The following is an 11,376-nucleotide window of genomic DNA, read 5'->3' as shown; positions in this document are numbered from 1 at the left end:
GTTCTTATAGGTGCTGTTCGGAGTTACGCAGTTCCTGGTATTCGTCCTGACGTTCATCCGTGATGTAGGCAGGAATCGGGAAGTCCCACCAGCCCGGCACCCAAGGGCCCGCGGCGTCGCGATCGGTCGGGATTTCGATCAGTACCGGGACGTTCAGGTCCAGGGCTTCCTGCAGGATCGGCTCGAGATCTTCCGGGCGCTCCACACGGTAGGATTTCAGGCCGAAGGCTTCGCCGACCGCTTTGAAGTCCGGGCTGTAGGGCGTGCCATCCGGATGGTTGAACTCGGTGCCGATATGGCGACTGGTTTGCTTGCGTTGGCCACCGCGAATCGACATGTACCCGGCGTTGTTCTGGATCATGAACACAACAGGAATGTTGTTGGTCACGCAGATCGCAATTTCCTGGGAGGTCATCAGGAAATCGCCATCGCCGAGGATGCACACCACCGGTTGGTTCGGTGCCGCCAGTTTGGCACCGATAGCGGCCGGGACTGCCCAACCCATGGACGAGAACCCGCCAGATGTCAGGTGCGTACGCGGCGTATACACCGGGAAGGTTTGTTTGACCGCACCTTGGGTGTTGCCGGACCCGACCACCACGATGGTGTCACGCGGGAAAATCTTGCGCAGCGCGCCCAGCGGACGTTGCGAGGTAAACGGAAAGCGATCGGAGTCACGACGGCCAGCCAGTTTGGTTTCCCATTCGTCCTGATAGCCGCGCAGGTCGCTCAGGTACTCTTCGCGATCAACCGTCTGGCCTTTCAAGCCTTCGACGATATGCGCCAGTGCGTACTTCGCGTCGGCACAAATGCCCACGGTCACCGGGTAGTTCTTGCCGATTTCGTGCGGGTCGATGTCGATGTGGATCAACTTCGATGGCGGAATGGCAAAGGTCACACCTTTGGCATAACTGGACGACGACCAGTCGGTGAAGCGACAGCCCACGGCGATAATCACATCGGCGGTGGAGGCCACTTTGTTACCGCACATCGTGCCGGTTTGACCGACACTGCCGGCGAACAACGGGTGATCTTCCGGGAAGCCGCTTTTGCCGTTCCAGGTAGTGACTACAGGGATTTTCCAGGCTTCGGCTAGGGCGAGCACTTCGGCGCTTGCCTCACCGGTGATGACGCCGCCGCCGATCACCAGCACCGGGCGTTTGCAGCCTTTCAGCTCTTCAACCGCACGCGACGTCGCCGCCGGGTCCGGGAAGCACTTGCCGATCGGGGTGCGTTCTTCCAGGGCGTGAAGGGTCACTTCAGCCGCTTCAGCTTGAACGTCCATCGGGATTTCAAGGTGAACCGGGCCTGGGCGGCCAGTGACCATCGCGCTCCACGCCCGATGCATCATGAACGGCAGTTCTTCAACGCGAGTCGCAACCCAGTGGCGCTTGGTGACGGCTTCGGCGATTTTAGGGAAATCGTTGTCGGTGTAGCGTTCCAGCTCCTGCAACAAGCCGTGACCGCGCATGTGCGTGGGTGGCCCGCCGGTGATCAGCATCAGGCTGGTGGAGTCGGTGAAGGCCGTGGCCATGCCGATCACCGTGTTGGCTGCACCGGCACCGATAGAGGTGACAGCGGCCATCGGCTTGCCGGACACCCGGTAGTAACCATCCGCCAAGTGAACCGCGCTCTGCTCGTGGAAGACCTGGATGAATTTGAGTTTCGAGTCTTCTTCGAGGAAGGCGTCGGTGAGTGTCCAGATCCCGTGGCCGGGGATGCCGGCGACATATTCGACGCCGTAGTTTTTCAGGGTTTGAGCCACGATCTGGCTGCCGGTCAATTTAGTCATGACAGGACTCCTTGGGTTGATGAAAGTGCGGTGGATACGGCGGATTTACCGGTGCTTGCTGCGCGCCCGCGGGTCGCCCAGTTCAGGCCCTGTTTGGTCAGGCGACGGATATTCGGGTCGGCCAGGTTACTGGTGTCGTGTCCGATCGAGTGGTAGAACACTCGTCCCTCGCCCCACTGACGAACCCAGGCGACCGGGCTTCGATGGCCCTTTATCCAGGGGAGTGGATTGCCATCGAACGTGGTTTCGGCCAGTACGTGGATGTTCGGGTCAACCTGCATGTAGTACTGCTCGGACCGCACCTCGAAATCCTCGACGCCTTGGGTGACTTCGTGGCTGTGGTCGATGATGTTGACCTGGTACGGATGGGGAAAACCTTCGCCCATCGGGTGCTCGAGAAACGAGCCGCCCAGCACCCAGTGATACTTGAGGCTGGCGCGAAATGCGGCGCCCGCGCCATGCCAACCCACCAGCCCGGTGCCGCTTTCGATGGCTTCGAGCAGGCGGTTTTCCTGGGAGACGGTCAGCGTTTCCGTGGTGACGGCGTTGTTCCAGCCGATCACGATCAGGTCGTAACCGGTCAAGTCCCTGTCCAGTGTGAAGATGTCGGTGGACTCTTCGACGTCGAAATCCAGTTCCTGGAAAACGGTCCGAGCCCATGCAGCAATTTCGTAGGGGTAATGGCCGGGCCAGCCACCGTATAGATACAAGACTCGACTCACGGTTTGTCACCTCTTCAAGTTGGGTGTGATTATTAAGTTATACGTATAACCGCTTATTTAAGCTATCACTCCGAATTGCTAAGTCAATGCCTTCGTTGTTTTTTTATGGCTGATGGCTTGTAGCCCTTGTTTTATGGGCTTTAAAGCCGTGCGGGCCGCAGTTTGTAAATAACCCGTAGTTCTGAGAACGATCAGGTTGGAGGAGTTTGTTAATAAGCGGTTATACGAATAACAGTAGTTGCCGCTGTCAGTGCTTCAGCATTGCGTCTGTGCTGCGTCAGATCGCGTCATCAATCAGGAGCCTGCGAAATTGCCCGGGGCAGGGGGGTGAGAAAAGATGGTCGCCAATGCTGAGTGCATGTGGCGTGCCCTCAAGAACCACCTGGAGCAAGTTGATGATTCGTTATCTGAAGAAAAGTAAGCCTGTCGAAGCTCAGGCCGAGATTGCGTCCCAAGTCCGCGAGACGGTTGAGCAGATCATCGCCAACATCGCCAGGAACGGTGACGCCGCCGTGCGTGAATACTCGAAGCAATTTGATAAATGGGAACCCGTGTCCTTCCGCCTGACCGACGCAGAAATCGCGGCGTGTGTCGCCAGTCTGTCGGAGCAGGAAATCGGCGATATAAAATTCGCCCAAGCGCAAGTCCGCCGGTTTGCCGAAGTGCAAAAAGCCTCCATGCACGACGTCGAAGTCGAAACCCTGCCGGGGGTGATCCTCGGGCACCGCAACATTCCGGTGAACTCGGTGGCCTGCTACATCCCCGGCGGCAAATACCCGTTGCTGGCCTCGGCGCACATGAGCGTGCTGACCGCCAAGGTGGCGGGCGTGAAACGCGTGGTCGCCGCAGCGCCACCCTTTGACGGCAACCCCCATCCGGCGATCGTCACCGCGATGTACCTGGCCGGTGCCGATGAGATCTATTGCGTCGGCGGCGTACAGGCGATTGCCGCGTTTGCCCTGGGCACCGACACCTTCAAAGCGGTGGACATGATCGTCGGGCCAGGTAACGCTTATGTCGCGGAAGCCAAGCGGCAACTGTTCGGCAAAATCGGTATCGACCTGATCGCCGGCCCGACCGAAACCCTGGTGATTGCCGATGACAGTTCCGATGTTGAAATTATCGCCGCCGACTTGCTAGGCCAGGCTGAGCATGGCGTCAACTCGCCTGCGGTGTTCCTGACCAACAGCACGGCACTGGCAGAAACCCTGCCGGCCGAAATCGAGCGCCAGTTGGCCATTCTCTCGACCGCGCCCGTCGCCTCGGTTGCCTGGCGTGATTATGGCGAAATCATCCTGTGCGACACCGTCGACGAGCTGGTGCAGGAAGCCGACCGGATTGCCTCCGAGCACGTCCAGGTGATGACTCGCGAGCCGCTGTATTTCCTGGAGCACATGACCAACTACGGCGCGCTGTTCCTCGGTGAACGGACCAACGTCTCCTACGGCGACAAGGTGATCGGCACCAACCACACCCTGCCTACCACCGGCACCGCGCGTTACACCGGCGGGCTGTGGGTCGGCAAGTTCATCAAGACCTGCACTTATCAACGCGTGCTGACGGACGAAGCGTCGGTGCTGGTCGGCGAATACTGCTCGCGCTTGTGCGGCATGGAAGGCTTCGCCGGGCACAAGGAGCAGGCGGATATTCGCATTCGTCGCTACAAGAAACACGCGTGAGGGTTGTTGCTCAGTTGCAGCACTTGGCAAGCGGGTAGCGAGAAAAAGGGTCGTTTCTCTCTGCTGTTGGTCACTCTCACCGTCTTTCCAAGTGTTTTCAGGCTCTCCGTATGGGGAGCTTTTTTTTTGAAGCGCTCGAAAGAACTCGTTGTTCCAGGCTGGATTTTAGTGAGGCGATGCGATGGGAACCTTGTCGATTAAAACAAGAATTACACTGGCTGCCGGGAGTTGCCTGTTTGTCATGGTGCTCTGCCTGGTGGGGTTTTCGATTCAACAGATGCGCGACACCTCGGCGGTGGTCAGCGAGTCCAGTACCCAGGCGCTGTCCCAAGCGTCCATGCAATACCTGGAGGCGACGGGATTCTTGCAGGCCAACGGGGTTGAGAAGCGCTTTCTCAGCAGCCTGATGTTCACCCGTTCCCTGGCCACCCAAGTCGTGATGATGCGTCGCCAGGCCAAGCAAAATGGCTTGGCCCCGGCGCAGCTGCGTGGCGATCTTTATCGCTTGATTCGCGCGCAAGTGGCAACCACACCGGAGATCCTCGGCGTCGGCATTTCCTTTGAACCGAATGCCCTGGACGGTGCCGACGGGAGCGCCATCAATGGCGCCGATTTCACCGGCAACGCCAAGGGCCGGTTTGCGGTATACGTCTCGTCGATGCAGAACTTCGTCCTCGACGAAAAGGAAATGCTGGACGACGGTGACCCTGGGAAAGCCTGGTGGAATTGCCCGAAGAAAGCCCGCAAGGCCTGTCTGATCGAGCCCTATACCTTCCAGCTCAACGGTGTGGCGACCCTGACCTCGAGCATCGCGATACCGTTGCTGGACGGCGGCAAATTCATTGGCGTGGTCAGCATCGACCTGCCGTTGAGCAGCTTGCAAAACATTGCGCAGAAAGCCAGTACCTCGCTGTTCGACGGCCAGGGCCAACTGACGTTTGTCAGCGCCGCCGGTGCCGTCATGGGTAAAAGCGGCGACCCTGCGGCGTTGGGCAAATCCATCAAGGACCTCTACCCACGACAGGTTGCTGACATGTTCGAGGGCGCGAAGTCGGGGAAAACTTTGGTCCTCGATGAGCCAAACAGCGCCAACGTGATGCTCGTCGTGCCGTTCTCCCCGATCCCGAACGCCAGCCAGTGGATGACCGTCATCGAAGTGCCGCGCGCGGAGCTGATGGCCTCGGTCGCGGCGATGCAGCAGATCATGGAGCAATCCAATCGGCGGTCGATCATGGTGCAAGTGGCCACCGGAATCGGAGTCACCGTGGCCGGTACGTTGTTGATGGGGTTGTTGGCGGTCAGCGTGACGCGGCCTATTCGTCGGGTGTCCGCCATGCTGGAAGCCATCGCCAATGGCGAGGGCGACCTGACTCGCAGGTTGAGCGCCGAGCGTCGGGACGAAATGGGCGCGCTGGTGGGCTGGTTCAATCGCTTCCTCGATAAGCTGCAGCCCATCATTGCCGAGGTCAGTCTGAGCGTTCTGAAGACCCGATCCACCGCTGACCAGGCGTCGTCGATTGCCACCCGGACCAGCAGTGGCATGCAGCAACAACTGCGCGAGGTCGAGCAAGTCGCCACCGCCGCCCATGAGATGAGCGCCACCTCTCAAGACGTCGCGCGCAATGCGTCCATGGCCGCGACTGCCGCGCGCAATGGCGATGTCGCTGCGCAGTCCTGCAAAGGTACGATCGAGACGGCGGCGCACTCCATTCAGTCCCTGGCCGATCACATGAGCGGCGCCATGACCGGGGTCCGCCAGCTCGCCGACAGCAGTGAGAAAATCGGCAGCGTTCTCGACGTGATTCGCACCATCGCACAGCAGACCAATCTGTTGGCGCTCAACGCTGCGATCGAAGCGGCGAGGGCAGGGGAGACGGGCCGGGGATTTGCGGTGGTGGCGGATGAGGTTCGTCATCTGGCCCAGCGCACCCAGGATTCCGTGAGTGAGATCCAGGGCGTGATCGAAAGCCTGCAATGCGGTACGCGCGAGGTGGTGAATGCCATGCAGAGCCAGCACCGCCAGGCAGACGCCAGCGCCGCCCAGGCACTGGAGGCGGTCGGCGCGCTGGCCCATGTCAGCCAGAACATCGAGATCATGACGGACATGAACCTGCAAATCGCCAGTGCGGCGGAAGAGCAGAGTGCGGTGACCGAAGAAGTGAACCGCAATGTCTCGGCGATCAGGGACGTGACGGGCGCGCTGGTGGAACAGGCCGATCAATCGGCCCGGATCAGCCAATCCCTGAACGACCTGGCGAACCAGCAACAGGTGCTGATGAACAACTTCAGGGTCTGACCCTTCCACTCTGGACAGGTGTCGTTCACAAGTCCTGGGCCCGGCAAAGATCACCTGTGGGAGCGAGCTTGCTCGTGATGACGGCGGCACATTCAACATCAATGTCGCCTGTTACACCGCTATCGCGAGCAAGCTTGCTCCCACAGGGGGGCTGTGTAGTGCTTGCTAATGAGCGTGCTGGATATGATCCGCCGCTTTCTCGCCGATCATGATCGCCAGTGCGTTGGTATTGCTGGAGCACAAACTCGGTGCAATGGAGTTGTCGGCGACTCGCAGGCCTTCGATCCCGTGTACGCGCAACCTGTTGTCCACCACCGCCATCTCGTCCACACCCATTTTGCAGGTGCCGACCGGGTGCAGCGCGGCGTGGGCCTGTTGGCGCACGAACTTTCGGTAATCGTCGTGGGTGCGCAAGGGTTCGGCGGGGACGTGCTCGCGCAGAATGTGCCCGGCCATGGCGCTCTGGGACATGATGTGGCGGCCGAACTCGGTCGCTTGCACCATGCACTCCAGATCGAAAGGATCGGTCAGGTAGTTGGGTTCAATCGACGGCAAGTCCATCGGGTTGGCGCTGCGCAATTGCACGGAACCAGTCGAGCGCGGGCGGGTCTGGCACACGTTCAAGGTGCAGCCATTGCCGCCAGGGACGGAACCGACGCCCGCCTCGACGCCGGCGCCGGCCATGAAGCAGTACTGCGCATCCGCACGGTTCTGCGCCACCGACGTGCGCCAGAACGCGCCGCCTTCGACCACGTTGGACGTCACCGGGCCTTCCCGAAACAACGCGTACTGCAAGCCTGCGGCGAGTTTCCAGTGCGGCTTTTTGTACTTGTCGTAGCTCAAAGGGCGCCGCAGTTCATTGATCAAGGACACTTCGATGTGGTCCTGCAAGTTCTGCCCGACTCCAGGCAGGTCATGCATCACCTTGATCCCTTTTTCGTGCAGGTGACTGGCCGGGCCAATGCCCGACAGCATCAACAGTTTCGGCGAGTTGATCGCACCGGCGCTGACGATGATCTCGCCATCAGTCCTGAGTACTCGGTGCTGATTTTTCTCCATGTATTCAACGCCCGTCGCGCGCCCCTTTTCGATGAGGATGCGCAAGACCCGGCAGTTGGCTTTAACCGTCAGGTTCGGTCGCTTGCGCGCAGGCTTCAGGTACGCACTGGAGGTGCTCGATCTCAGGCCGTTTTTTGTGTTGATTTGATACAACCCGCAGCCATCCTGTACCCCGGAATTGAAATCGGCGTTATACGCCAGCCCGGCTTGTTGGCAGGCTTGCAGCCAGAGCTTGGTCAAGGGGTGGGTATAACGCTGATCGCTGACGCCGAGCGGGCCATCGGTGCCGTGTGCGTCGTTGCTGAAGCGGTCGTTGATCTCGCACTTCTTGAAGAAGGGTAGGACGTCCTGGTAGGCCCAGCCCTGGGCACCTCCGACGGCCCAACTGTCGTAATCGGCGGGTTGCCCGCGCAGATACACCATGGCGTTGACCGAACTGCCGCCGCCAAGCACGCGCGCCTGCACCATGGTGGGATTCGCAGCGCCGATATAGTCCGCTGTCGGCTCCCAGGGGTAATGCTCGACCAGGTTGCCCTGGCTGGTCTTGTAGAAACCGACCGGCAGATGAATAAACGGGTGGCTGTCTCTCGGACCTTCTTCGAGGAGGATCACTGAAGCCTGCGGATTTTCGCTCAAACGTGCTGCAATCACGCACCCGGCTGACCCGCCCCCGACCACGATATAGTCGACCATTGTTGTGTGCCCGTGAGTGACGTCGATCAATTGAGGAAAAGATGCGGCAAACACAAAGCGTTGTGGCGAGGGGGCTCGCCACAGGTACTGTGTAATGCCTTGCTGAGTGACGTTTACGCCGGTATCACCACAAAACTGTCCGGCTTGCAGGTAAGCGCCACATCGGACCCGGGCGCCAGCGTGTGACTACCCGGTGTAGGCAGTTGCTGGCATTTGAGGTCGATGGTGCCGCCGGCCACCGCCACCCGGTAAATAACCCGGTTGCCGATGAACGATGTGTCCTTCACCTTTCCGGCAAAGGCGCCGTCAGCCAGTGTTGCGCCTAAAGCGGGCTCAAGCCCGATAGTTTCAGGACGGATCGACACATTGACCGGCCCGGCACCGAGACTGTTCTTGGCCGTGTGTGCATAGCGACCGAACGGCAGATCGACAAAGCCATTGCTGGTATCGCCCAGCCAGTACGTGCCGTTGACGATGTTGGTGTCGCCGAAAAACTTCGCGGCGAACAGTGTGCGCGGCGACCAATACATCTCTTGCGGGCCACCGATCTGTTCGATGCCGCCCTTGTTCAGCAACACGACGCGGTCAGACAGGATCATCGCTTCGTCCTGGTCATGGGTGACATACACGAAGGTGGTCGAAGTCTCTTCGTGGATCCGTTTGATCTCGTTGAGCATATGGTGGCGAATCTTCAGGTCCAGCGCCGCCAACGGTTCGTCGAGCAACAACACGGCAGGGCGATTCACTAGCGCCCGGGCCAGGGCGACCCGTTGCGCCTGGCCGCCGCTGAGCTCGGAGATCCAGCGATTCTTGAAGCCTTCCAACTGCACCAGCTCCAGCGCCTTGGTCACTTCACGCTTGATCTCATCCTTCGGTTTCTTCTTCAGGCGCAGGCCGAACGCGACGTTATCGAAGACATCGAGGTGCGGGAACAGCGCGTATTTCTGGAACACCATGTTCACCGGACGCTGCTCGGGCGGCAGGGACGTGGAGTCCTTGCCGTCGATCACGACCTTGCCGGTGGTGGGTTCTTCGAAGCCCGCGATGATGCGCATCAGGGTGGTCTTGCCGCAGCCGCTGGGGCCGAGCAAGGTCAGGATTTCGTTGCGTTTTACGGTCAGGTCGACTTTGCCCAGGGCGGTCAGGCCACCGTAGCTTTTGGAGATTCCGGTCAGTTCAATACTGTTGGTCATGGTGATTACTCTGCAGTTTCAGCACGTTCAAGTTCGAGACGACGACGGCGCAAGGTCATGACCAGGCCGGCGATGACGATGATTGCGATGGTCACGACCAGCATGAATACCGAGGCGGCATTGATGGTTGGGCTGACGGCGCGGCGCATCATCGAAAGAATCATGAGGGGCAGCGTGGTGTCGCTGCCGGTGACGAACACGGTGATGAGGAATTCGTCCATGGACAGCGCCACTGCGAGGATCGCGGCGCCGGCAATCGTCGGGCCGATGATCGGCAGCGTCACCAGCCAGAACGCCTTGAGCGGTGTGGCGCCCAGGTCCCGCGCCGCTTCTTCGAACGACAGATCGAAGTACTCCAGGCGTGAACGCACGGACTCGACGAAAAACGGAAAGGTGAACAACGTATGGCCGATGACCACGGTCAGCAGCGAGCGCGGCAGGCCGATCAACGAGAAGAAAATCACCAGCGCGATACCGAGGAACAGGCCGGGCAGGGCGATGGGGGCGAAGTTCATGAAGGCGAAGACCGATTTGACCCGGCCTTTCATACGCATCAGCGCCAGTGCCGAAAACGTGCCCAGCAGGGTGGTGAGCACGGTCGAGCCCGCGGCGACGATGGCGCTGTTGGTCAGGGCCGTCATGAAGTCCGAACTGCTGAACAGCGCCTCATACCATTGAGTGGAAAAGCCCTCGAACGGGAACGACAACGAGGCCGACGAGTGAAAGCTGAACAGCGTGATAATCGCGATCGGCGCGTAGAGAAACAGCATGTAAACGTAAGTGAAGAGTCTGATCATGGCGGTCACCTTGCATTGTTATGGGCGGCATTCAGTCGTGGTAACGCTTGCCGGGCGCCAGGTTGGCCGCCCGCAACACACCCAGCAGCAGCGCATAGACCAGCATGAAGACAATCAACAGCAGGTAGGCCATCGCCGCACCCAGTGGCCAGTTACCCACCGAGCGGAACTGGTTGGCGATCACCAGGCCCGTGGTCATGGCGTCTCGACCGCCCAACAACTGCGGTGTGACGTAGTCACTGGCGGCGAGGACGAAGGTAAACATGAACGAGCTGACGATGCTCTTGTGCGCCATCGGAATGATCACCCGCCACAAAATAGTGGCGCCGCTGGCGCCCAGGTCGGCGGCCGCTTCGAGGTAATCCTTCTTGATGTCGCGCAGGCCCGACACCAACAGCAAAAGGGTGAACGGCAACATGATGTGGACCAGGGTCAACACCACGGAAAACTTGCTGAACACCAGCCAGTCCAGTGGTTGATCGATCAGCCCCAGGTGCAGCAAGGTGGAGTTGATCACGCCGTTGGTGCCCAGGATCGAGCGCCAGGCGTAGACCCGCACCAGGTAGCTGGAAAACCACGAGATCAACGCCAGGTACAGCACGGCGTTGGAGCGCGTTCGATAAACGATGTAATAGGCCACCGGGGCGCTGATCACCGTTGACAGCACGGCGGTCCAGAAACCGTTTTGCAGCGCGATCCAGAGCGAGTTGTAAAACCCGCTGGCGCCAAGGGCCTTGGCATAGTTGGCCAGCGTGGCGGCCGGTTCCATGCTGAAGGTCTTGGCGGTCCAAAAACTGGCGACCAGCAGCAGCACCGACGGGATGAGAAAGAACACAACCAGGAAAAACAGGGGAGGCGACGCCAGCAAATAACCGCTCAGGGTTTTTTTGTCGATTTTCACGTGTTTACCGGCCTGCGAATCCCGTTCATCAAGAAGGATGGGCTCGCTGTTGTTGACTACGTTCATGATTAGGGTGCCTTTACTTTTTTTATCGATAACGAGGGCGCTTTGGCGAGCGCATGCACGGCGTAACGTGTGCTGTTTCCGGGCGCTGCGAATGGCGTCGACAGGCCATTGCATCGCCCTCATCAAACGGAGCAGCGCGTGCCCGTAGACACGCGATCTCCGGTTACCGTCCGTTCAA

Annotated in this window: 8 protein-coding genes and 1 pseudogene; 3 read left to right on the top strand and 6 right to left on the bottom strand. The window is 59.8% G+C overall.

What is annotated here, in order from left to right; translation table 11 throughout:
• Positions 1-4 precede the first annotated feature (4 nt).
• Both ACA041_RS19985 and ACA041_RS19980 read right to left on the bottom strand, forming a co-directional pair.
• Positions 5-1,792, bottom strand: a complete 1,788-nt coding sequence (locus tag ACA041_RS19985) for a thiamine pyrophosphate-binding protein (protein WP_497436353.1) — start codon at positions 1,790-1,792, stop codon at positions 5-7.
• Positions 1,789-2,514 (bottom strand): ThuA domain-containing protein, encoded by a 726-nt coding sequence (locus tag ACA041_RS19980; protein ID WP_497436350.1) that lies wholly within the window; start codon positions 2,512-2,514, stop codon positions 1,789-1,791. Before ACA041_RS19980 ends, ACA041_RS19985 begins: the two co-directional genes overlap by 4 nt.
• 395 nt (positions 2,515-2,909) lie before the next feature.
• Between ACA041_RS19980 and hisD the strand changes: the two genes are divergently transcribed.
• From hisD to ACA041_RS19965, 3 genes and pseudogenes are all read left to right on the top strand, one after another.
• Positions 2,910-4,193 (top strand): histidinol dehydrogenase, encoded by a 1,284-nt coding sequence (gene hisD, locus ACA041_RS19975; RefSeq protein ID WP_497436345.1) that lies wholly within the window; start codon positions 2,910-2,912, stop codon positions 4,191-4,193.
• Positions 4,194-4,374: 181 nt separating this feature from the next.
• Positions 4,375-5,631: pseudogene (locus ACA041_RS19970) on the top strand (methyl-accepting chemotaxis protein); the annotation flags it as partial.
• Between the two features lie 102 nt (positions 5,632-5,733).
• On the top strand, positions 5,734-6,489 hold the full coding sequence (locus ACA041_RS19965; protein WP_497442126.1) for a methyl-accepting chemotaxis protein: 756 nt from the start codon (positions 5,734-5,736) through the stop codon (positions 6,487-6,489).
• Between the two features lie 165 nt (positions 6,490-6,654).
• Here the strand turns inward: ACA041_RS19965 and ACA041_RS19960 are convergent, their stop codons facing one another.
• The 4 genes from ACA041_RS19960 to ACA041_RS19945 all read right to left on the bottom strand — a co-directional run bounded on the left by ACA041_RS19960 (position 6,655) and on the right by ACA041_RS19945 (position 11,198).
• Entirely contained in the window at positions 6,655-8,241 is a 1,587-nt protein-coding gene (locus ACA041_RS19960; protein ID WP_497436340.1) for a GMC family oxidoreductase, read from the bottom strand.
• Positions 8,242-8,354: 113 nt separating this feature from the next.
• Complete coding sequence (locus ACA041_RS19955) at positions 8,355-9,434, bottom strand: ABC transporter ATP-binding protein (RefSeq protein ID WP_497436335.1); 1,080 nt, start codon at positions 9,432-9,434, stop codon at positions 8,355-8,357.
• Between the two features lie 5 nt (positions 9,435-9,439).
• On the bottom strand, positions 9,440-10,231 hold the full coding sequence (locus tag ACA041_RS19950; RefSeq protein WP_046053026.1) for an ABC transporter permease: 792 nt from the start codon (positions 10,229-10,231) through the stop codon (positions 9,440-9,442).
• A 31-nt stretch (positions 10,232-10,262) separates the two neighbouring features.
• Positions 10,263-11,198, bottom strand: a complete 936-nt coding sequence (locus ACA041_RS19945) for an ABC transporter permease (RefSeq protein WP_497436331.1) — start codon at positions 11,196-11,198, stop codon at positions 10,263-10,265.
• Positions 11,199-11,376: the final 178 nt, after the last annotated feature.

Source organism: Pseudomonas sp. LBUM1676, assembly GCF_059695605.1.
This window is presented reverse-complemented; position numbering and strand designations above follow the sequence as displayed.